Source organism: Iodidimonas sp. SYSU 1G8 (assembly GCF_039655775.1).
In the GTDB taxonomy this organism is placed as follows: domain Bacteria; phylum Pseudomonadota; class Alphaproteobacteria; order SMXS01; family SMXS01; genus RI-34.
In genome coordinates, this window is sequence record NZ_JBBYXJ010000002.1 from 1,521,743 (window position 1) to 1,543,848 (window position 22,106).

20 protein-coding genes are annotated in these 22,106 nt (G+C 63.8%); 13 read left to right on the forward strand and 7 right to left on the reverse strand.

Translation table 11 applies throughout. From position 1 onward, the window contains the following. Nucleotides 1-271 precede the first annotated feature (271 nt). Nucleotides 272-2,209 (forward strand): PQQ-binding-like beta-propeller repeat protein, encoded by a 1,938-nt coding sequence (locus tag WJU17_RS18480; RefSeq protein ID WP_346328864.1) that lies wholly within the window; start codon nucleotides 272-274, stop codon nucleotides 2,207-2,209. On the opposite strand, the gene WJU17_RS18485 is transcribed toward WJU17_RS18480, so the two are convergent. Continuing rightward, nucleotides 2,206-3,054: a hypothetical protein gene (locus tag WJU17_RS18485; RefSeq protein WP_346328865.1), complete on the reverse strand. Its 849-nt coding sequence runs from the start codon at nucleotides 3,052-3,054 to the stop codon at nucleotides 2,206-2,208. The two genes, WJU17_RS18480 and WJU17_RS18485, sit on opposite strands and share 4 nt — an antisense overlap. Before the next feature lie 123 nt (nucleotides 3,055-3,177). On the opposite strand from WJU17_RS18485, the gene WJU17_RS18490 reads away from it, so the two are divergent. From WJU17_RS18490 to WJU17_RS18515, 6 genes are all read left to right on the forward strand, one after another. Next, nucleotides 3,178-3,792, forward strand: a complete 615-nt coding sequence (locus tag WJU17_RS18490) for an NAD(P)H-dependent oxidoreductase (RefSeq protein ID WP_346328866.1) — start codon at nucleotides 3,178-3,180, stop codon at nucleotides 3,790-3,792. Nucleotides 3,793-3,888: 96 nt separating this feature from the next. Then, nucleotides 3,889-4,368: a MarR family transcriptional regulator gene (locus WJU17_RS18495; protein WP_346328867.1), complete on the forward strand. Its 480-nt coding sequence runs from the start codon at nucleotides 3,889-3,891 to the stop codon at nucleotides 4,366-4,368. Further along, nucleotides 4,365-5,801: an efflux transporter outer membrane subunit gene (locus tag WJU17_RS18500; RefSeq protein ID WP_346328868.1), complete on the forward strand. Its 1,437-nt coding sequence runs from the start codon at nucleotides 4,365-4,367 to the stop codon at nucleotides 5,799-5,801. The genes WJU17_RS18495 and WJU17_RS18500 overlap by 4 nt, the downstream gene beginning before the upstream one ends. A 3-nt stretch (nucleotides 5,802-5,804) precedes the next feature. Further along, on the forward strand, nucleotides 5,805-6,962 hold the full coding sequence (locus WJU17_RS18505; RefSeq protein ID WP_346328869.1) for an HlyD family efflux transporter periplasmic adaptor subunit: 1,158 nt from the start codon (nucleotides 5,805-5,807) through the stop codon (nucleotides 6,960-6,962). After that, entirely contained in the window at nucleotides 6,959-8,509 is a 1,551-nt protein-coding gene (locus WJU17_RS18510; protein WP_346328870.1) for a DHA2 family efflux MFS transporter permease subunit, read from the forward strand. The genes WJU17_RS18505 and WJU17_RS18510 overlap by 4 nt, the downstream gene beginning before the upstream one ends. Nucleotides 8,510-8,636: 127 nt before the next feature. Continuing rightward, nucleotides 8,637-10,019: an aromatic ring-hydroxylating dioxygenase subunit alpha gene (locus WJU17_RS18515; protein WP_346328871.1), complete on the forward strand. Its 1,383-nt coding sequence runs from the start codon at nucleotides 8,637-8,639 to the stop codon at nucleotides 10,017-10,019. A 54-nt stretch (nucleotides 10,020-10,073) separates the two neighbouring features. On the opposite strand, the gene WJU17_RS18520 is transcribed toward WJU17_RS18515, so the two are convergent. Continuing rightward, nucleotides 10,074-10,712: a TetR/AcrR family transcriptional regulator gene (locus WJU17_RS18520; protein ID WP_346328872.1), complete on the reverse strand. Its 639-nt coding sequence runs from the start codon at nucleotides 10,710-10,712 to the stop codon at nucleotides 10,074-10,076. A gap of 201 nt (nucleotides 10,713-10,913) precedes the next feature. Between WJU17_RS18520 and WJU17_RS18525 the strand changes: the two genes are divergently transcribed. From WJU17_RS18525 to WJU17_RS18535, 3 genes are read left to right on the forward strand one after another with little or no spacing between them, the layout of a single operon-like run. Beyond that, a complete protein-coding gene (locus tag WJU17_RS18525) occupies nucleotides 10,914-12,074 on the forward strand; it encodes an efflux RND transporter periplasmic adaptor subunit (protein WP_346328873.1) in 1,161 nt (386 codons plus the stop codon). 36 nt (nucleotides 12,075-12,110) lie between these two features. Next, on the forward strand, nucleotides 12,111-15,239 hold the full coding sequence (locus tag WJU17_RS18530; protein ID WP_346328874.1) for an efflux RND transporter permease subunit: 3,129 nt from the start codon (nucleotides 12,111-12,113) through the stop codon (nucleotides 15,237-15,239). After that, a complete protein-coding gene (locus WJU17_RS18535; RefSeq protein ID WP_346328875.1) occupies nucleotides 15,232-16,662 on the forward strand; it encodes an efflux transporter outer membrane subunit in 1,431 nt (476 codons plus the stop codon). Before WJU17_RS18530 ends, WJU17_RS18535 begins: the two co-directional genes overlap by 8 nt. Here WJU17_RS18535 and WJU17_RS18540 read toward each other — a convergent pair. The 3 genes from WJU17_RS18540 to WJU17_RS18550 are packed head-to-tail and all read right to left on the reverse strand — an operon-like array spanning nucleotide 16,629 to nucleotide 17,928. Further along, complete coding sequence (locus tag WJU17_RS18540) at nucleotides 16,629-17,132, reverse strand: SRPBCC domain-containing protein (protein ID WP_346328876.1); 504 nt, start codon at nucleotides 17,130-17,132, stop codon at nucleotides 16,629-16,631. The genes WJU17_RS18535 and WJU17_RS18540 overlap by 34 nt on opposite strands. Further along, nucleotides 17,129-17,470 (reverse strand): metalloregulator ArsR/SmtB family transcription factor, encoded by a 342-nt coding sequence (locus WJU17_RS18545; RefSeq protein WP_346328877.1) that lies wholly within the window; start codon nucleotides 17,468-17,470, stop codon nucleotides 17,129-17,131. Before WJU17_RS18545 ends, WJU17_RS18540 begins: the two co-directional genes overlap by 4 nt. Continuing rightward, the gene (locus WJU17_RS18550; RefSeq protein ID WP_346328878.1) at nucleotides 17,467-17,928 is read right to left on the reverse strand and encodes a VOC family protein; all 462 of its coding nucleotides are present in this window, start codon (nucleotides 17,926-17,928) and stop codon (nucleotides 17,467-17,469) included. The genes WJU17_RS18545 and WJU17_RS18550 overlap by 4 nt, the downstream gene beginning before the upstream one ends. Before the next feature lie 138 nt (nucleotides 17,929-18,066). Here WJU17_RS18550 and WJU17_RS18555 point away from each other — a divergent pair, with 138 nt between their 5' ends. Next, on the forward strand, nucleotides 18,067-18,582 hold the full coding sequence (locus tag WJU17_RS18555) for a DUF4142 domain-containing protein (RefSeq protein ID WP_346328879.1): 516 nt from the start codon (nucleotides 18,067-18,069) through the stop codon (nucleotides 18,580-18,582). A gap of 23 nt (nucleotides 18,583-18,605) precedes the next feature. Here the strand turns inward: WJU17_RS18555 and WJU17_RS18560 are convergent, their stop codons facing one another. Continuing rightward, nucleotides 18,606-19,130: a hypothetical protein gene (locus WJU17_RS18560; RefSeq protein ID WP_346328880.1), complete on the reverse strand. Its 525-nt coding sequence runs from the start codon at nucleotides 19,128-19,130 to the stop codon at nucleotides 18,606-18,608. A 197-nt stretch (nucleotides 19,131-19,327) separates the two neighbouring features. On the opposite strand from WJU17_RS18560, the gene WJU17_RS18565 reads away from it, so the two are divergent. Both WJU17_RS18565 and WJU17_RS18570 read left to right on the forward strand, forming a co-directional pair. Beyond that, nucleotides 19,328-19,885: a hypothetical protein gene (locus WJU17_RS18565; RefSeq protein WP_346328881.1), complete on the forward strand. Its 558-nt coding sequence runs from the start codon at nucleotides 19,328-19,330 to the stop codon at nucleotides 19,883-19,885. A 521-nt stretch (nucleotides 19,886-20,406) separates the two neighbouring features. Next, nucleotides 20,407-20,724 carry a hypothetical protein gene (locus WJU17_RS18570; RefSeq protein WP_346328882.1) on the forward strand — a complete coding sequence of 106 codons (318 nt, stop codon included), beginning with the start codon at nucleotides 20,407-20,409 and terminating at the stop codon, nucleotides 20,722-20,724. Here WJU17_RS18570 and WJU17_RS18575 read toward each other — a convergent pair. Beyond that, nucleotides 20,721-21,989: a cytochrome P450 gene (locus WJU17_RS18575; RefSeq protein WP_346328883.1), complete on the reverse strand. Its 1,269-nt coding sequence runs from the start codon at nucleotides 21,987-21,989 to the stop codon at nucleotides 20,721-20,723. The two genes, WJU17_RS18570 and WJU17_RS18575, sit on opposite strands and share 4 nt — an antisense overlap. Nucleotides 21,990-22,106: the final 117 nt, after the last annotated feature.

Here is a 22,106-nt window from a genome sequence, read left to right on the forward strand (position 1 = left end):
TCCGGACAAAATAATATCCCGGCCGCGGGACAGGATTGGGCTTGGGGGCTACATTCCTTATCGCGCGACCGGGATGACGAGGCCAACACTCAGATAGTCGTGCCGGATTAAGGCGGGATTGGGGCGCGAATGGGACATTACGGCGACGCATCGATTTTCGTTCGCCGTCACTGCTGGTTAATTCAGCCAGCTTCGTCAAAATGGGCGATGCGGCTGTGGACGGCGCGGTCGGCAGGTGATTATGATCCCGGCAACTAAAAAACGGGGACCCATGATGATCGATCCGCGCGCGCTTCTGACGCGAAGTGCTTTTGCCGCCGTATTTTTTCTCGCCGCGTGCGGCCAGGATCCCGAGAAGCCCGCAGAGCCGGCCCCGGCCGTCAAGAGCGCCGAGGCGCCGTCCAAGGCCTATCGCGGCGACTTCGAGGTTCTCGACGCGGAAACCGCCGGGCGCGGCGGCGAGATCTACACCACGGTCTGCGCGGCCTGCCACGATCAGGGCCTGAACCGGGCGCCGCAGCGCGCGATGCTCTCGTTGATGACCCCCGAATCCGTGCACCGGGCGCTGACCGAAGGCGTCATGCAGATACAGGCCGAGGGCCTGTCGGACGAGGACAAGGTGAAGGTCGCCGAGTACGTCTCTGGCCGGAAGATGGGCGCGGCGGGGACCGTCGCGCCGCCGCTGATGTGCGAGGCCAAGCCCGACTGGTTCGACGCGGACCGACCGCCGGCGCTCGCCGGCTGGGGCATGACGCCGCAGAGCACCCATTTCATCGACAGCAAGACCGCGGGCATCACGCCCGCGAATGTGAGCAGCCTGACGCTGAAATGGTCGCTGGCCTTCCCCAACGCGGTCCGCGCCAGGTCGCAGGCGGCGATGGCGGGCGGCGCCATCTTCGTCGGCAGCCATGACGGCACCGTGTTCGCGCTGGACCGGGACACCGGGTGCGCGCGCTGGACGTTCCATGCCGGCGCCGAAGTGCGGACCGGTATTGTGGTCGCGCCGTGGAAGGCTGGCGATGTCAAGGCCGACCCGCTGCTCTATTTCGGCGACCTGATCGGCAACGTCTACGCGGTGAAGGCGAAGACCGGCGAGCTGGCGTGGAAGATCAAGCCGGACGAGCATCCGAACGTCACCATCACGGCGGCACCAAGCCTGCACGAGGGCACGTTGTATGTTTCAGTCTCGTCGCTGGAAGTGGCGGCTGTGACCAATCCCGATCACCCATGCTGCACGTTCCGCGGTTCTGTCGTGGCCGTCGATGCCCAGACCGGCAAGACCAAATGGCAGAGCTACACGATCGACGAGCCCGCCGCGGTGACCGGCAAGACCGCGCGCGGCAACGACCGGTTCGGCCCGTCGGGCGCGCCGATCTGGAACACGCCCGCCATCGATGAAAAGCGCGGGCAGCTCTATGTCGGGACCGGCGAGAACTACTCGTCGCCCGCGACGGGGACCAGCGATTCCATCATCGCCTTCGATCTCGCGACCGGAAAGAAGAACTGGGTCTTCCAGGCCACGCCCAACGATGCCTGGAATGGCGCGTGCGAGGCCGCCGACAAGACCAATTGCCCGGCCGAGGAGGGACCCGATTTCGACTTCGGCGCCGGCAGCATGCTGGTCAGCGCCAGCTCAGGCCGCGACTACGTGGTGGCGGGGCAGAAATCCGGCATGCTTCACGCGGTCGATCCCGACACGGGCAAGCTGGCGTGGCAGACGAAAGTTGGCCGGGGCGGCGTTGTCGCCGGTATCCATTTCGGCATCGCGGCGAGCGGTGACACGGTGTTCGCGCCAGTGAGCGACGTGCCGGATGGCCGGCAGAAGGAAGCAGACGCCCGGCCCGGGCTCTATGGCATCGACGTCAAGACGGGCGACTATGTCTGGCAGGCGCCGTCGGCCAATGTGTGCGGTGACAAGAAGTTCTGTCATCCCGGGTATTCCGGGGCGATCACCGCCACCGATGATCTGGTGGTGGCGGGCGCCAATGACGGCTTCCTGCGGATCTATGATGCCAAAAGTGGCAAGGTCCTCTGGGAACACGACACGGTAAAGGACTTCCAAACCGTCAATGGTACCACCGCGCGCGGCGGATCCATGGGCGGCGGCGCGGCGCCGTTGCTTCAGGACGGCTTGCTGGTGATGAACTCGGGCTACGGCTTCGCGGGAAAGATGCCCGGCAACGTCCTGCTGGTGTTCGAGGCCCGCTAAGCCGGCTGTCCCACGACCCTCGCGGCGGCCGGTAGCGGCCGCCGTACGGAGTCGTTGGCAGCCTGCACGCGGCGCGTCACTGGAGCGGCTTTCTCGATCGGCGGGCGACTGTAATGTCGTAGGGAATTGGTGCTCGAGGCCAACGGCAGGTGACCCAGGATCATGTCGCAGATGCGGCTTTCCGCCTCGCGATTGCAGTCGTTGACCAAGATCGCACCCTGAGGAGCGACAAGCCGCCGCGCCGCGTGGATGCTCTGGACCCGGCCAGGACTTTCCCGCGTGTAGGCGGCCGGTCCATCCACGAGAATCAAATCCCATGGATGGGCGGTCAGACGCTGCGGCAGGATCAGTGAAGTTGGGTTAACGGCATCCCTGCGCCAATCGATGGCTCGGGTGCCGTACACCACCGGCACGGACTGCAGCGACGGGTGCCGATCGTGGATCATCTTGGTCCAGTAGGGATCATCCTCTACGAACACGGTATCGCCGCCCCGGTTCGCCTCGAACCAGAGAATGCTGTCGTTGCCCATCCCGAACACGAGTAACGCACATGGACGGCGGCGCTCCAGTGTCTCGAGGACATGGGCCAGTTCACGGTCGGCCATCTGGATGTTCAGTCCCCGACGCAAGACGCGGATGGCTGACAGGGTACCTGTCTCCCGCCAGGCGCGCAGGCATTCCGCCACGAAACGCCGTTCCCAATTGCGGTGGCGTACCAGCGTTGAATGAGCTCGGCCGCCAAGCCTGCCGGCGATACCGGGCCGGTTGCCGAAGCGCACCGCGATACGTGCCAGACGCAGCATCGGGTTGGTCAAGGCCGTCTCTGGAGTGGAGTGATCGGTCACTGCGCATGTCCTTGCCTGTGGGTTCCCCCGCAAGGTGAACTGCCGATTCAACCTGAAGGTTCCCGGAACAATCGAGGCAGCCTCTAGTTCTCCCGGCATTGGTCCAGAACAAGGAGACAGTCCATGAGCCTGAAACTTCTCGCTATCAACTGCACGTTGAAGCCGTCTTCCGCCAAGGAGAAATCATCGACCGATGCGCTGCTCGATTTGCTGATGGAGGCGTTCGCGGCGCATGACGTCAAGGGTGAGGTGATCCGGGCCGCCGATCATGACATCAGACCCGGCGTATCAGCGGATGAGGGCAAGGGAGACGCCTGGCCCGCGATCCGCAAAAAGGTTCTGGCGGCGGATATCCTTCTCATGGGAACGCCAATCTGGCTGGGCCAGCCCTCGAGCATTTGCAAGCGGGTGCTGGAGCGGCTTAACGCTTTTCTCGACGAGACCGACGATGCCGGTCGGATGCTGACCTTCGGCCGGGTGGCCTGTGTCGCCGTGGTCGGCAACGAGGATGGCGCCCATCACGTATCAGCCGAACTTTATCAGGGCCTGAACGACGTCGGATTTACCATACCGGCAGGCGCGGTCAGCTACTGGGTCGGCGAAGCCATGGGCAGCACGAATTTCGTCGACCTGAAAAAGACGCCGCCAAAGGTGAAGGAGGCCGTCGATACCATGGCCCGTAATGCGTCTCACCTGGCCAACCTGCTGAAGCAGAACGAATATCCCGCGGCGGAATAAAAGCAGGGCGCACCGTCGTCAGCATCACGGACACCGTTGCATGTAATCCGTGAGCGGAGTATATAACTGCTTCGGCAGTTATTGTGCAGGCAGACAATGGCGGTGCGCCATTTCCAGTACGACGATTTCAGCGCCCGCAAATCCGTGGGCTATCTGCTGCGCCAGACGCTCAACCTGATGCAGCCGCGCCTCGAGGCGGTGTTCGCCGATCACGAATTCACGTTCGTCCAGTGGTGCGTGCTGATGCAGTTGCGCGATGGACTGGCGAACCGAGCGGCGGATATATCGCGCAATCTCAATCATGATAGCGGCGCCCTGACACGGGTCATCGACCAGCTGGACGCGCGCGGCATGATCGAGCGTACCCGGAGCACGGAAGACCGCCGGATCGTGGAACTGGCCCTGACCGCGCAAGGCAGCGACGCCGTGGAAAGCCTGATCCCGCTGGTCGTGGATTCGCTGAACGATCTCTTCGCGGATTTCAGCCGGGATGAGATGAACCAGCTCAGCGGCCTTCTTCACCGTGTTCTGTCGAAGTTGCAGGACGACTCGTCCAGTCAGGGAGGCATTCCATGAATCGGGTGATGCGGACGGTGGCGCTCGGGCTCGTCCTGACCGGTTGCGCCATTCCAGACCAGGGCCCCGAGGGTGCCTTGCTGAATGGGCCGGCGCTGGGCCTCTCGGGTCCGGCGGCACCAGCGGCGACCGAGTGGTGGCGGGCCTGGGGGGATCCGCAGTTCGATGCCCTTGTAGAACGCGCGCTCGCCAGCAATCCGAAGCTGGCAGAGGCGATGGCGCGGGTGGAAGCAGCGCGGTCCGCAGCGTCCATGGCGAAGGCGGACAGCCTGCCCCGGGTCAGCCTGGACGGTGAAGGCCAGTACCAGCGTTTCAGCAACCGGTTCATCTACCCGCCGCCGCTCGGCGGCGGGCACTATTTCATGGGGTCGGTTCAGGGCAATCTGTCCTGGGACCTGGATTTCTGGGGGCGCCAGAAAGCCCTGATCGATCAGGGCCGGCTGGGACTGGATGCGGCGGCGCTTGATGCGCAGGCCGCGCGGCTGGCGCTGACGGCCACACTGGCCGAGGCCTATGTGGGCCTGCATCACGCCTATTCCATGATCGAGATCGCCGACCGCACGGTGGCGCAGCGCGAGCGGCTGTTCACGCTGGCCGGAAAGCGTGTCAGAGCGGGCCTCGACAGCCGGATCGAGGAAAAGCAGGCCGAAGGACTTCTCGCGCAGGCAAGGGTGGTCCGCCAACAAGCGCTCAACGACCGGGAGATGGCTGTTCACGCCATTGCCGCGCTGACCGGGCAAGGCGCCAATGCCTATGAGAGCATCGTGCGACCCGCGCTGGAAACCGCGTCCATGCTGCCGCTGCCCGAGGCACTACCCGCCGATTTGCTGGCCCGGCGCCCCGATGTGCTGGCGGCGCGTCTTCGCGTCGATGCGGCGACCGCTGGACAAACCGCCGCGCGCGCCGCCTTTTATCCTAACGTCAACCTGGCGGCTTTCGCCGGGTGGCAGGCGATCGGCCTCGGCCATCTGCTCGATCCATCCGCGAGAGCCTACGGGGCGGGACCGGCGGTGCATCTCCCCTTGTTCGACGCGCGGTTGAAGCCAAACTACTCGGCCGCGACCGCAGAAATCGATATCGCCATTGCGTCCTACAATGGCGCGGTGGTCTCGGCGGTCCAGCAGGTCGCGGACCGCCTGTCAGGTATTTCATCACTGCGCCTCGAGATCGCGGATCAGGCCAAGGCGCGTCTTGCCGCCGAACAGGCCTTCGCGCTTGCCGAGCGGCGGTATGGCGGCGGCCTTTCCACCTATCTGGCGGTACTGAGCGCCGAGACCCAGTTGCTCGACGCGCGCCGCCAGGAAGCGTCTCTCGACGCACAATATGCCATTGAGCGGATCAAGCTGCTCGTCGCCATGGGCGGCGATTTCGTGGCTCGGTCGGGTCCGGAAGAAACCAAGTCGGCGGCGCTTGATCGCCCCGCCAAGGAGTAGCGTATGTCGACTCCCGCTGAAACCAACCGCCGGCGCGGCCTGACGGCCATCGGGGTGATCGTCCTTCTGGGCGCGCTTGCCTATGGCGCGTATTGGCTGATCTATCTGGCGCATTACGAAACCACGAACGATGCCTATGTCAGCGGCGACGTCATCGCGGTCACGTCGCTGGAGAATGGCACCGTGATGGCCATCCATGCCGACAGCACGCAAACGGTGAAGCGCGGACAACTGCTCGTGGAGCTGGATCCGGCGCGCGCGCAGATCGCCATGGCGAGCGCCCGGGCGGAACTGGCAAGGGCCGTCCGCGACACAAAGGCGTTGTTCGTGCGCGCCGACGAGCTGCGCGCGCTGATCGCCCAGCGCCAGGTTCAAGTATCCCGTGCCGAGGACAATTACCGGCGCCGCGCGGAACTGGGCGCCGATGGCGCGGTGGCGGGCGAGGATATTTCCAATGCACGCGATGACGTGGCCGAGTTGCGGGCACAGGTCACCATCGCGCGCGAACAGCTGAACAGCACGCTGGCGCAGATCGGCGGGTCTGGCGTCTCGGACAATCCGGCCGTGCTTGCCGCGGCCGCCAATGTACGGAACGCCGCGCTCAACTTGGCGCATATGCGCATCGTCGCGCCCGTGGATGGGACGGTGGCCCAGCGCTCGGTACAGATCGGACAGCATGTGAAGGCGGGTACGCCACTGCTGGCGGTGGTTCCGCTTTCGGATGTCTGGGTCGACGCCAACTTCAAGGAAGTACAGCTTTCGGACATGCGCGTGGGCCAGCCGGTCACCCTGACAGCGGATATCTATGGCGGAGACGTGACCTATCGCGGCACGATCGCCGGCTTCGGCGCCGGCAGCGGCAGCGCCTTCGCCCTGCTGCCGCCGCAAAATGCGTCGGGTAACTGGATCAAGATCGTCCAGCGCGTGCCGGTGAGGATCGTGCTCGATCCGGAGGAGGTGAAGAAGCATCCCCTGCGCATCGGCCTGTCCATGGATGTGACGGTGGATATCGCGGACACCTCCGGCGCAGTCATGTCGTCGCGGGTCCGCGCGACGCCGATTCCGTCCAAGCCGAAGGATAGCGTGGGCATCGACGTCGAAGCGATGATCGCGGAAACCATCGCCGCCAATGGCGGCGCCGGGTCGGGCAGCAAGCTGTGAGCAGCGCGGCCTCGGCCGCGCCCGCGCCGCTTACCGGCGCGAAACTAGCGGTGACGTCGATTGCCCTCGCGCTGGGCACCTTCATGCAGGTGCTCGACACCACTATCGCCAACGTCTCGATTCCGACCATCGCGGGCGATCTCGGGGCCAGCGCCGACCAGGGCACCTGGGTCATTACCTCGTTCGCCATCGCCAATGGCATCGCGGTGCCGCTGACCGGATGGCTGATGGGACGTTATGGCGCGGTGAAGGTGTTCGTCGCCTCTGTGCTGGCCTTCACGGCCGCGTCGCTGCTCTGCGGCCTCGCATGGTCACTGAGCGGACTGGTGATTTTCCGCATCCTGCAGGGTGCGGTCTCGGGCCCGCTGGTGCCCGGGTCGCAGGCTTTGCTACTCATGATCTTTCCGCCGCAGAAGCGGGCGACGGCGCTGGCCATCTGGTCCATGACGACCCTGGTCGCGCCCATTTTCGGGCCGATCCTGGGCGGCATCATTTCGGACAATTATCACTGGGCGTGGATTTTCCTGATCAACGTACCCGTCGGGCTGCTGTGCGCCTTCATCGTCTGGCGCAATCTGGGGGATTACGAAACAGCCACACGCAAGCTGCCGATCGACAAGGTCGGCTTGGTGCTGCTGATCGTCTGGGTCGGCGCGCTCCAGTTGATGCTGGATACGGGCAAGAACGACGACTGGTTCTCGTCGAATTTCATCATTACCCTGGCCATCGTTTCTGGGATTGCCTGCGCCGCGTGGCTGGTGTGGGAATTTACCGACAAGCATCCGATCGTCGACGTTCACCTGTTCGCCGGTCGTAATTTCAGCCTCGGGACGCTGGCGTTCTGCCTCGGCTATGCGCTGTTCTTCGCCAACATCGTGATCCTGCCACTGTGGTTGCAGACGCAGGAGGGCTACAACGCCACCTATGCGGGCCTCGTCGCCGCCCCGAGCGGCATCGTCGCGGTTATCCTTACACCGCTGGCGGCCCGCATCATGAACCGCATCGATCCCCGCTGGTCGGCCAGTTTCGCCTTCTTCATGTTCGCCATCTCGTTCTTCATGCGGGCCAACTACACCGCGGACGCCAGTTTCTATGACTTCGCGCTTCCCATCGCGGTGCAGGGGGTGGCTCTCAGCACCTACATGGTGTCCATGGTCACCATCGCCATCCAGGGGCTGCCACCGGAGAAAATCCCGTCCGCTTCGGGAATCATGAACTTTGCCCGGATCACCGGCGGCGGCTTCGCCGCCTCGCTGGGCGTGACACTGTGGGATCGGCGGGAAGCATTCCATCAGAGCCGGCTCGCCGAATCCTCCAGCATGTTCGATCCGGCGGCGCGCGAGGCGATGGCGATTCTCCAGAATTTCGGCTTCACGGACACTCAGGCGGCGGGAATTCTCGTCCGGGAGATGACGGCGCAGGCGTATCTGCTGGCCTCGACCGAGATCTTCTGGGCCTCCGGCTGGATCAGCCTCGCGCTTATCGGATTGATCTGGCTGTCGAAACGACCTGTCAGCCAGGCGCCTCCGATCGTCGTCGCGGACTGAGGTGGGAATAACTATATCGCGATATACTTGATGGCTTGTCGCCCCGTGCCGATGATGCTAGCGTTTCACCGTCGTCCGGTATGCGGCCGCAGGATTCCGGACCGATCAGCCACGGGGAGACGGTTCGATGAATATTCAGGTTAAAAATCAGCTACCGGTATGTCCGGACGCGCCCTCCTTCCAGGAGATCATGCGCAGCGACGGCGGGCCGGTGAATGAAGTCCTCACCCGCAAATCAAACCCGCCCCAGAGCCGCGAGGATATTCCGTTTCATCAGTACACGTCCCAGGAGTTCTTCAACCTGGAGATGGAGAAGATGTGGCGCAAGGTCTGGCAGTATGTCTGCCGTGCCGATCAGGTCGAGGAGTCGGGAGACTATCTGGTCTACGATATCGGTCGCCATTCCATCGTCGTGGTCCGCACCGATGAGGGGCTGAAGGCCTATCATAATTCCTGCCTCCATCGCGGGACCAAGCTGAAGCCCTCGGGCAGCACGGGTTGGTCGGCGCAGCTGCAGTGTCCGTACCATGGCTGGACCTGGAACCTGGACGGCACGCTGAACGAGGTACCATGCTCGTGGGATTTTCCCCATCTGGACTACGAGGCCAATCGCCTGCCCGAGGTGCGCGTCGATGTCTGGAACGGCCTCGTGTTCATCAATATGGACAGGGACGCCCAGCCGCTCGAGGCCTATCTCGGGGTACTGCCGGAGCATTTCAGCAACTGGCCTTGGACGGACTGGTACCTGTACATGCATCTGGAGAAGGAGCTGGCCTGTAACTGGAAGACGGCGCAGGAAGCCTTCATGGAAGCCTATCATACGCCGCTGGTGCATCCGGAGCTGACGCAGGTCGTCGGTGACTGGAACATGCAACACGACGTGTTCGACGACCACGTGTCGCGCGACCTGTGCGCGCTGGCCGTACCGAGCCCGGCGGCGAAGCAGAAGATCAGCGAACAGGCCCGTATTGACCGGGTGCTGCTGGGCGGCCGCTCCACCGACGGGAAGACCGTGCAGCTGGCGGAGGGGCAGTCGGCGCGAAATGCCATGGCGGTCCAGGTTCGCAAGGGCCTCGAAACCCAGTACGGCATGGAGACATCGACGTTCACCGATGCCGAGCTGGTTGATTCCATCAAGTACAATCTGTTCCCTAACATCTTCCTCTACACGGGGCTCAGCATGCGCTCGATCCACCGGGTCAAGCCGATCGGCAACGATCCGAACCGCTGCACGTTCGAAGTGCTGATGATGCGGCCGGTGCCAAAAGGCCAGCCACGCCCCGATCCGGCGCAGGTGGTACGGATTCCCGAAGAGATGTCCTACACGGACGTCCCGGAACTGGCGGCGTTTCCGCTGTCGGCGATCACCTTCGATCAGGATACCGGCAACCTCCGTGCCCAGCACGAAGGCATGCTCGCGAGCGAAAAGGGTGCCGAGACGCTTTCGGTGTATCAGGAATCGCGCATCCGGTGGCTGCACGAGACGCTGGACAAGTATCTCAGCAAATAACCGGTCCTCGGCCCAATGACGAACGGGCGGCTTCGGCCGCCCGTTTTTCGTTGTCTAACGCTGATAGTAGGCCAGGAAAACGGCGACCGCCTGCTGGGCCTCGCGCAGATCCGGTTCCTCGGAACATTGCGTGGGGCCGCGATAGATCGCGCGGACATGCAGGTCGTGCAGGATCAGGCTGATGAACTGGCGCGCCGCCAGTTCCGGGTCCGTAACTTTCAGCACGCCCTGATCGTTCCAGTCACGGAACAGGCTGGCATACCGATCGATGAAAATCAGATGAACGCTCTGGAAGAACCGCTCGCCAAATTCGGGGGATCGCAGGCTTTCGCCGATCACGAACCGCATGAAACGGATCATCTCCGGATTGGTCAGATAGCGCTGCGTGCCCAGAGCGATCTCCAGCAGCACCTCGTCAGGATGGCCGCCACGGCTGAGGAGCCCTTCGAACTCCTGCATGTCGCGCTCGAACTGGCTGGTCATCACGGCCTGAAGCAGGCCGCGCTTGTTGCCGAAGACGTCGTAAAGGGTGCTGAGCGAACCACCGGAGCGGGCGACGACATCCGAAAGGCTGACAGCGTCGTATCCCTGTTCGAGGAACATGTCGCGGGCCGCCGCGAGCATGGCTTGCCCACGGCGTCTGCGCCGGTCGTCTCCGTCTATCTGGGGCAAGGAGCCCCCGGTTTTCGTCATGGCTGTTCCTCGTCTGAATCAATCATAGGACGGATTGACAAGAAGTGTAATCACTATTACACATATTGCAGTTGCGAAATCAGATTGGGTCCATTAACCCGCCCACGTCGTAAACCTCGAAATCGCCGCCGGTATCCGGTTCTCACCCGCCATGGATTGGGTGTGGGCCGCTTTCGGCATTGACCGACCCAGGAGAACCCAGTGATCAAACAGGCATTCAAGAGCCGGGTCACACCATTCGCATTCCTGATCGCTGGCCTGGTTGCCGGCTGCGGAGAAGACGCGCCGCCCGCGCCGCCGCCGCCGGAGGTTGGCGTCTATGTGGTCCAGCCGACCCAGATTGCCAACATCGTCGAGTTGCCGGGCCGTGTTCAGGCGGTGCGGACGGCCGAGGTCCGGGCGAGGGTCGATGGCATCATCGAACGCCGCCTTTATTCCGAAGGCACCGATGTGGCGGCCGGAACGCCGTTGTTCCAGATCGACGCGCGTGAAAAGCAGGCCGAGTACGATGCCGCCGTCGGCGCCCTGAGCCGTGCCCAGGCCGCCGCGAAGAACGCGGCGCAGGTGGTGGAGCGGTACGCGCCGCTGGTCGACAAGGAAGCGATCAGCCGACAGGAATTCGACGCGGCCGTCTCCGCCGCCGCCCAGGCCGAAGCCGACGTGCTCTCGGCACAGGCCCAGGTCGAGCGCGCGGAGCTGGATCTCGACTACACCATCGTCTCGGCGCCGCTGGCCGGCCGCGCCGGCCGCGCCCAGGTGACGGAAGGCGCGCTGGTCAAGGCGTCGGAGGCCACTCTGCTGACGACGATCGAGCAACTTGACCCGGTCTACGTGAACTTTTCGCAGTCGGCGACCGATCTCCTCAAGCTGCGGCGCGACATCGCGGAAGGACGCGTCAAGTCGCTGCCGCTGAACCGCATCAAGGTAACCCTGGTGCTCGAGGACGGCAGCGTCTATGAGCGGCCGGGTCATCTCAACTTCCTCGATATGTCGGTGGATTCCTCGACGGGGACCGTTTCCCTGCGCTCGGAATTCCAGAACCCGAACCGTTTGCTGCTGCCGGGGACGTTCGTGCGGGCGCGGGTCGAGGGCGGTATCATCGAAAACGGCATCGCCGTGCCGCCACGGGCGGTGCAGGTCAAACCGGAAGGCGCGGTCGTCATGGTGGTCGGCGACGACAACATGGTGTCCGCGCGCCCGGTCAAGCTCGGCGACCTCCAGGGCGACAAGTGGGTGATCACCGATGGGCTGAAGCCGGGCGACCGGGTGGTCGTCGACGGTATCCAGCATATCCGGCCCGGCGCGCCCGTCCGTATCCAGGGCGCCAAGCCCGTCGCGCCCGCCGCGACCCCCGCCGGCTGACGCTCGCGTCCCGCACCCAGAAACGCAGAGAACCAGATGCCCCGCTTTTTCATCGACCGGCCGATCTTCGCCTGGGTGATCGCCTTCAGCATCCTGCTGGGCGGGTTGCTGGCGCTGCGCTCGCTGCCCATCGAGCAGTATCCGTCCATCGCGCCCCCTTCGCTGACCATCTCGACCAGCTACCCGGGCGCCGATGCGTCGACGCTGGAGAAGAACGTCACGTCCGTCATCGAGCAGGAGCTCAACGGCGTCGAGGGCTTTCTCTACATGTCGTCGACGAGCCAGTCGGACGGATCGGCGTCGATCTCGGTCACCTTCCGCTCGGGAACTGACATCGACGTGGCGCAGATGGAGGTTCAGAACCGCCTGAGCCGGGTCGAGCCTCGTCTGCCGGAGGAGGTTCGCCAGCAAGGCGTGCAGGTCAACCAGGAAGACCAGGGCTTCCTGATGGTGCTGGCGCTGACATCCCCCAGCAATGAGCAGACCGAGCTGGAGATGGGCAATTATGCGTCCAACCGGCTTGTCGACGAGCTCAAGCGGGTGCCAGGCGTCGGCGACATCCAGCTGTTCGGCTCGCCCTATTCCATGCGTATCTGGCTCGATCCGGAGAAGCTGGCCGGCTACAACATGTCGCCCGCCGAGGCGCTTGCCGCCGTGCGCGAGCAGAACAGCCAGACGGCGGGCGGCCAGATCGGCGATCAGCCGACGGTGCCGGGTACCGAGATGAACGCGGTGGTGGTGACCCAGAACCGGTTCACCAATCCGGAGCAGTTCGCCCAGATCATCCTGCGCGCCAATCCCGACGGCTCGACAATCCGCCTCGGCGATATCGCGCGCATCGAACTGGGCGCGCAGAACTATGTCTCCAAGGCGACGCTGAACGGCAAGCCCATGGCCGGCATGGCGGTGCAGCTGCAGACCGGGTCCAACGCGCTCGCGACCGCCAAGGCGGTCAAGCAGCGGATGGAGGAGCTGTCCCGCGACTTCCCCGGCGACATGGTCTGGAGCGTGCCCTACGACACGTCGCCGTTCATCCAGATTTCCGTCGAGGAAGTGGCGATCACCCTGGTCGAGGCCGTGGTCCTGGTCTTCCTGGTGATGTACCTGTTCCTCCAGAACATCCGTGCGACGATCATCCCGACGGTCGTGGTTCCCGTGGCGCTGGCGGGCGCGTGCCTCGGGCTGTCGCTGTTCGGGTTCTCGATCAACGTGCTGACCCTGTTCGGCATGGTGCTGGCCATCGGCATCCTGGTCGATGACGCCATCGTCGTGATCGAGAACGTCGAGCGGCTCATGCGCGAGGAGAAGCTGTCACCGCGCGATGCCACGATCAAGGCCATGGAGCAAATCACCGGCGCGTTGATCGGCATCACGCTGGTGCTCGTGGCGGTGTTCATTCCCATGGCGTTCTTTCCGGGCTCGACCGGCGGGATCTATCGTCAGTTCTCGGTGACCCTGGCCATTTCCATGGCGTTCTCGGCGCTGATGGCGCTGACGCTGACGCCCGCCTTGTGCGCGACACTGCTGAAACCTCATAAGGAAGGTGACCGTCGTTCCGGTTGGCTCGGGCCATTCTTTCACCGCTTCAACACGGTTTTTGGCAAGGCAACCGACCGGTATGAAGGTGTCGTCAGCCGGATGATCTCGCGGCCCGTGCGGTGGCTCGCGGTGTTCGTGGTGCTCGTCGGGATCGTCGGCCTGATGTTCGTGAACCTGCCGTCGAGCTTCCTGCCGGACGAGGACCAGGGCTTCGTGGTCGGTATCGTGCAGGCGCCGCCGGGTGCCACCTTCGAACGTCTGGAAGGCGCGGTGGAGCAGGCGCAGCAATTTCTTCAGGCGCAGCCTGAGGTCGAGAGCGTCGTCGTGATCCGCGGCTTCAGCTTCTTCGGTAATGGCCAGAACGCGGCGATGATGTTCATCAGTTTCCATCCTTGGGACGACCGAACGAAAGCAGAGAGCAAGGCGAATGCGCTGGTCATGCGCTTCATGGGCGGCCTGATGCAGGTGAAGGGGGCGCAGGTGTTCGTGCTCAACCCGCCGCCGATCCCGTCACTCGGCAATGCGAGCGGCTTCAGCTTCCGGCTCCAGGACCGAGGCGGGCAGGACTATGAAGCGCTGCTGGCGGCGCGGAACCAGTTGCTGGGGCTGGCATCCCAGAGCGAGGTGCTGACGGGTGTTCGCCCGGAAGGCATGGAGGATGCGCCACAGCTGAAGGTCCAGGTCGACCGGGTCAAGGCCCGGGCGCTCGGGCTGCAGATCGCCGATATCAACAACACGCTGTCGATCGCGTTCGGCTCGTCCTATGCCAATGATTTCAACTACCAGGGACGCGTGCTGCGGGTTCTGTTGCAGGCGGAAGCCTCTGCGCGCATGACGCCGCAGGACATTCTGAATCTGCGCGTCAGGAACGATCAGGGACAGATGGTGCCGTTCTCGGCCTTCACCACCGCGGAATGGACGGCCGGTCCCCCGCAGCTGAAACGCTACAATGGCTATCCAGCCATGAGCATTTCCGGCGATGCGGCGCCCGGCCGGTCCACCGGCGAGGCGATGGCCGAGATGGCGAGCCTCATGAGCCAGCTTCCCGATGGCTTTGGCTACGAATGGACCGGCATTTCCTATGAGGAGCAGCAGTCGCAGGGGCAGGTCCTTTCACTGATGCTGCTGTCGCTGTTGGTGGTCTTCATGGTTCTGGCGGCGCTTTACGAGAGCTGGACCATTCCGGTGGCCGTCCTTCTGATCGTGCCTCTCGGCGTGCTGGGCGCCCTGATCCTGACCTGGGCGCGCGGCCTTTCGCTGGATGTGTACTTTAATGTCGGCATGATCACGATCATCGGCCTTGCCGCCAAGAATGCGATCCTGATCGTCGAATTCGCCAAGGATCTGGAGGCGGAAGGCAAGGGGACCGTGGAGGCGACCCTCGAGGCGGTCCGTCTGCGGTTGCGACCGATCATCATGACGTCGCTGGCCTTCATCCTCGGCGTGATGCCGCTGGCGCTGTCCTCGGGCGCCGGTTCGGCGAGCCGGGTCGCCGTCGGCACCGGCGTCGTCGGCGGCATGGTCGCGGCCACCGTGTTCGGCATTTTCTTCGTGCCCGTATTCTATCTGTCCGTACGGCGCTGGCTGAGCCGGCGCAAGGACCGGGAGGAAATCCGTCATGTCTGATCGCGCTTCGCTGCGTCTTCCTTCGGCGGCGCTTGCCGGTCTGCTGCTGGCGGGCTGCACCATGGCGCCGCCCTATGAGCAGCCGATCGCGCCGGTGGCCGCCGTCTATCCCGCCGAGGGACAGCCGGAGAAGGATGTCATCCCGGCGAGTTCACTGGGGTGGCGGGCATTCTTCGGCGATCCTCGCCTCGAGGTCCTGATCGATGCGGCGCTGGCCAACAATCGCGACCTGCGTATCTCGGTCGCCAGGATCGAGGAAGCCCGTGGCCAGTACAGGATCCAGCGCGCCGACCTGTTGCCAACGGTCAATGTCCAGGGATCCGCGCTGCGGGCGCGGAGCCTGTCATCCACCGGCGGCACCGCCACCGGCGGTCTCGGCAATGCGGGGACCGTCGAGACGTACTCGATCGGCGGCGGCATCAGCAGTTTCGAACTGGATTTCTGGGGACGCGTGCGCAGCCTGAGCGACGCGGCGCGCGCCAGCTACCTGGCAACGGTGCAGGCCGAGCGGGCGTTCCGGATCAGCCTGATCGCGGATGTGGCGAGCACTTATCTGGCGCTGCTCGAGGCCGATGAGCGCATCTCCCGCGCCGAAGCGACCGTCGACAGCCGCAACACGGGTCTCGACATCGCGCGAATGCGCCGTGAGGCGGGGGTGACGTCGGCGCTTGACTACCGGCAGTCCGAAACACTGCTGACCCAGGCGCAGACCCAACTCGCGGCATTGCGCCGCACGCGCGCGAGCCTGCGCAATCAGCTGGACGTCCTGATCGGTGGTCCGCTCGAGGCGCCGCTGCCCGACCCGCTGCCGCTCAGCGATCAGCGTCTGACCTCGCAACTGGGCGCAGGATTGCCATCGGACCTGCTGCTCAACCGCCCGGATGTCCTGGAAGCGGAACAAGGAATCCGCGCCGCCAGGGGCAATATCGGCGCGGCGCGGGCGGCATTCTTTCCGCGTATCACCCTGACGGGATCGGGCGGTTACGAGTCCATAGAATTGCAGAACGGGCTTGGTCAGGATGGGGTGAGCTGGAGTCTGGGCCCAGCGTCACTGACCTTGCCCATCTTCGATTTTGGCCGCAACCGCGGCAATCTGGACGTGGCCAAGGCGCGCGACAACATCGCCGTCGCGACCTACGAGAAAACCGTGCAGAACGCGTTCCGCGAGGTCGCGGACGCGTTGGCGGCACGGCGGTATCTCGCTGACCAGGTGGCCGCGCAGGAGCGGGCGCTCGTTGCCCAGCGCAACAGCGCCGAACTGGCCCAGATGCGCTACCAGAACGGGGTCGCCAGTTATCTGGAGGTCCTCGACGCCGAGCGCAATCTATTCGATGCGGAGCAATCGCTGGTCGCCGTCCGGCGGGAGCAACTCGATAATCTGGTCTCGCTCTACGTGGCGCTGGGTGGCGGCGTTACTGACTGATCCGCGTCAAGGCGGCCCGCCAGCGCGGCGAGGCCCACCTGCCATCGCTCGGCGAGCCGTAGCTGGAACGGCGCCAGAGGAAAGCCGTGGCGGGCGGCATGGTTGCGCGGAATGGCGTCCCAGCCACTGTGCTCCACGGTAACGCGGGTCTCGCTCCCCAAAGCCTCGAAACGGACGTCGACCCGGGTGGTCTGGTCGGGCGCGAAATCGGCCTGCCGCCATGTCAGGGACAGACGCGCGCCCGGCTCCCATACCAGAATGCGTCCGATCTCGAAAACGGCGCCGTCTGGGTAGGTTTCGAGCAGCCGCCCGCCGGCACCGCCCTGGAACGCAAGACGGCCCGGCTCGCGACGCGCGGTGACGAACAATGGGCTCGGGCGCCACCAAAGGCCGATCTGCTCGGTGAAGACCTCGAACGTTCGCTCCGGGGAGGCGCTCACGCGCAGGGAGACGATGACGCGCGATGTCATTGTCCATTCTCTACATGGCGTTTGAAGGCGGTGAGCTGGTCGCTCCACAGCCGTTCGGTTTCCTCGAGCCATGCGCGCACCTGCGCCATTGGTTCCTGCCGCAAGGCATAGATGCGGACGCGGGCATCGAACTCGGGGTGGGACTCCGCAACGAGTCCGGCTTCCCTCAAGGTCCGAAGATGCCGGCTCATGGCCGGAGGACTGAGGCCGGTCGCATCGGCGAGGTCACCGGCCCGCAGGGGTCCATACCGAAGCAGGTCGATCACCCGCCGCCTATGCGGGTCGGCGAGGGCGGCGAGCGTGTCGTCGAGAGCTGTGCGGGGCAGCGCGTGCGTCACGCCCAACCCTCGATGGTCAGCCCGCTGGCGTCTTCCGCCTCTTCCCGCGAGACGGTGCGCACCGTCTGGCCGAAACTCCAGACGTGCCCTTCAGGATCCCGCACCGAATAGGTCCTGTCGCCATAGAACTGTTCCTCCAGTTCTCGCACGATCACCGCGCCCGCTTCGAGAGCCCGGGCACGATGGGCCTCGATGCCATCGGCCAGTTGGATATGCAGCGACTGGGTGTTACGGTTTCCAACGCTGGCAGGACTCGCGACATGGTCCGCCCACTCCGCCCCGACCATGATGTAGCCGTCGCCAAAGCGCATCTCGGCATGGGCGAGGGCGCCGTGCTCGTCGGTAATGACCATGGTCCGATCAAACCCGAACGCGGTTTCGATGAAGTCCAGAGCCGCGAGCGGATCCTTGTAGAAGAGCGCTGATCCGATAACGGCACGCCTGAATGGGTCTTGCACGGCATTCCCTTTCCGCATTCATTAATATTTATCAATTATGGAAAATAATTGGTGAGGCGCCGTATGGCAAGTCAGTTCGACGCGGAACCATGCCGCCCTTTTAGCGTTTCCATCCGGTATCATCATCAGGAGAAGACCATGCGCCGTCTCGCAATTCTTGCGCTGACAGGGAGTCTGCTGTTGCCGGTCGTCGTTCACGCGGAAACCGGCGAACTTCCCACCGCGGCGATCGCGCCCACGATGTCATTGTCTTCGGAAACGTTCGCCCGCAATGCCAGTCTCGCGGGCCTGTTCGACCTGCAGTCCGCGGAACTGGCGCTGGAACGGGCCAAGGATGCCGACATTCTGAAGCTGGCTAGGGAAATCGTCGAGGAACAGTCCCTCGCCAATTCCCGCCTGCGTGCGTTCGCGCCGAGACATTCGGTTACTGAGTTGAGCGGTGAGTACGCGGCGAGCCTAGAGCGTCTGAAGGCGGCCAAGGCCGAGGAGTTCGACGCCGTGTTTCTGGAGCTCCAGAAGGCCTCCCACAGGAAGACCGTTGCTCTTCTCGAGCGCTATCAGCAGACCGGTGAAGACGACATGCTCAAGGCGTATGCCTCGGAAACGCTGCCGTTTTTGAAACTGCACCAATCCCGTGTCGAGAGCCTGCGATAGTCTGAGCCCGACCCGACTGGTAATCAGATGGCTGTGACCACGGCCGGCAACAGAACGGCTTGGGGCGTCAAAACACATTCGCTTTCCGGCAGCACGGGCGTTGGATAGTCCGAGACAGCTGCACATCTGTAGACGTCAGGGTCCCCGGTCGGCGTGGCGACGCGGAAGTATATGAGCCAACCGCCCGCCGTCCTCTTATATGCCCGCGCATTGGCCTCCAGCGTTGCATGCCGATTCCTCAGAAGCGCGGCCGTATCCAGATTGTCGCACTCGCCTGCGGCACCGGGCGTGGCAAAGGCGAGGCAGTCCCAAGGGCCGAGGGTCAGCGGCACCGACGTATCCGGCGGTAGCTCCGTATAACCTTGGGCCGCGACGAACCGTTCGGCGCGCTGGACAGCGTCCCGGGCGTCAGGATCGTGCACAGGGCCGACGCGCGGCTCGTTCGCGTGCACGCAGCCTGCAAGAAGAACGGCCAGAACCAAGACAGCTCCGCGCAGCAGACCCGGTCGGATGCTGGCCTTGGTCGTCATGGCGTCGGGTAGGCTCACGGTTTCTCCCTGCGTGCGCTTGTCGGGACGGTGCATCATAATGTACCCGAACCCTGCTTCGCCAGTCTCGCGGTAGAGGGCAGCCTGAGGGCGGCGAAACGGCCTATTCTCGGGTGGGTTCGAATTGTTTGACGTGGCTGACCGCTCCCGGATCGGGCATTGTTGCGACAAGAGGCCGATTACGAAAGGGGCGCCAGATGGATCATGGCGAGTACGATAAGCCGGTCGTGGAGGGCACCGCGCACGGCAAGATCTCGGGGCGGCGGGTGCGCCGACGCCGGCTCAAGCTGGCGGGGCCGGAGGAGTTTTCCGACAAGTCGCGCGTCTTCATGTACCAGATGTCGGAGATGTTGTGCCGTATCCTGCCTGCCTATAACAACTATTTTCAGGGCGACATGGCCAAGTTCCTATTGGTCAACGCCTTGGCCGCCGCCAATGTGCAACGGCTGATGAGTTCGCCTCTGAGCCAGGACTACGAGAGTATCGGGACCCGAGTGCCGGCGGATCTTCAGGTGCCCGCCAATGCCTTGTCCCTGGCTGAGTCGACAGGCATGCCCCGGGAGACCGTGCGCAGGAAGCTGAAGGAACTGCTGGCCAGCGGCATGCTGGTAGAAGATGAACGCGGCGGATACCGGTTGCGGCCAGGCGCTCTCCAGGCAGAAGCATTGCTCGGTATCTATTTCGCCAATTTCAAAGCCATGGCGGACGTGATGGAGGCTTGTCTGGAGGCCGGCCTGATCGACGGCGACCTTTAGCGGCATGCCCAAATTGGGTAGAGGCGGGGCCGAAACGGTCGCAGTGTATAATAGGATTTCTTCATCAACTTGAGGTTGAGGGGGCTGTGTGCTGGTAACAGCGCACAGGGAGCGGGCGAGGTCGTTCCAAGTAGCAGCGGTGAACGGCCTCGTTTCTCTTGATCCGAATTTCCCGAATTTTCCAGCAGCCCAGACCATTGCCGAAAGCATCCGCAACCCCGGATGCTTTCGGTTCTTTTGGCCGCACTGGAACCAGCCCGCGCGCGAGCCGTTCCTATCATCATGATGTACCGAAGAAAATCCCTATCCGGTGAGTCCATTCGAGACCGACGAATGGGTCAAAATCTAGCGCTCATGGGCGTATTCGCCGCAGGGGTCGTGGTGCTCTACTTCTGGGGGCTCGTTTCCACGGTCAATCGCACCTTCGGTTCCGACAAATAGCGTTTCTGGAAACCCGGAAACATGTCCACCCTTGAGGCGTGGTCTATGACGAGGCTCCCCTATCACCAAGGAGAAGCTCAATGAGAACAGGACGTATCGCGCTCATCACCGCCACCGTTTTGGCCGGTTCCACCGGGTTCGCCTGGGCGGGAGAGAAAGGCGCGCAGGGGATGGCACAATGGTGCACCAACGACCAGGTCATGGCCACGAAGGACAAAGTCTACGATCCCAACTGTCCGGGAACCGAGGTGAAACGCAATGCGGATGGCACATGGGGCAGCGCGCCCTCCGCCATGGGTACACCCGGCGGTGCCGACATGAATTCCAACACTCCCAAGGAAGGGACCGGTACGAAGCCGCCCACTGGCGCCTCAGGGACGAGAGGAACCAGCAACTAACGGGGCCTGAAGCGAACGGGCAGTGATTTGAGCCGGCGATGCAGCAGGCTGGGATGATGTTCCAGCGTATCGTCGGCGACTGCCAACTGGATGTCGTACAGCCGTTCGAGAAGTTGGGTGAATGCGCTGGTCATTTCCTGCCTGCCCAGCATGGCGCCAGGGCAAAAGTGAGCGCCCGCGCCGAATGCCAGATGCGCGCCGGAATTTGTGCGCATTACATCGAAGCGCTCGCCATCCAGGAATTTTTCCTCGTCCCTGTTGGCCGACGCATACCGGGCGATGACGACCGCGCCTTCCGGGATGACCGTGCCCCCCAGTTCCACGGTCCTGGTGGCCACGCGCAGCAATCCCTGAACGGGTGATTCCACGCGTAATACCTCCTCGACAAAGTTTCGAACGAGCGATGGGTCACGGCGAAGCGCGTCCTGCTGTTCAGGGTGTCGCAGCAGCAGCAGCAAGCCTTCCGCGATCGCACCGGTGGTGGTGTCATTGCCGCCGGTAAGCAGCTGCATCATCATGTCGAGCAGTTCGTTCATGGACAGGGGCTCGGCACCCTCGGGTACGGCAACCAGATCCGACAGCATGTCTCCGCGCGGTCTAGTCCGCCGCTCCTCGAAGGCCGCGGCGAAGTAGGTTTGAGCCTCAAGGATGAGACGTGCGACCTCTTGTTCCCTCTCGGGTGTCATCAACATGCCAAAGCTGTCCATCAGCGCATCCGACCAAAGCTTGAGCTTCCCCACATCCTCGCGCGGAAGGCCGAACTGGTCGGCGATGACGAGACAGGGCAGTGGAACCGCAAAGCTGGTCACAAAGTCCACTGTCGCGCCGGCCCGTCCCTCATCAAGCAATTTGTCGACCAGATCAGCGACGATGCCATCGATATAGGGGGTCATCTCGCGAACACGGGAGGCGGTAAACGTCCGGTCGATCGGGCGCCGATAGCGTCCATGGAGCGGCGGATCGGTCCGCTGAAGGGTCGGTACGGTCACCCAGCCTCGGGTGCGGTACATCTCGTCGATGGTCGGATTGATCCGGCCAAGGGAGCGATCCCTCGCGGCAGCCGAGTTGTTCGAGAAGGTCACGGTGTCCTTGAGAACCGTCTGCAGATCCCGGTAGCGGCTGATCACATAGAAGCCGGTTTCGGGCATCCGGTAGACCGGACAGTCGCGGCGCATGGCCGCATAGAACGGGTAGGGACATTCGCGCACAGCCGGATCCATCAGGCTGTAGGCGTCAACGGGAAGGCGTTCTGACAGATCGGTCAACGGTGGCTCCGTACGGGTGCGGCAATGGACATTACCGCCCTCGCCATTATACTTCCCGCAGGCGGGCCTACGGGAACTCTCGATCCTGCTAGATTTTGGGGAGGGGGTTAGTGGGGA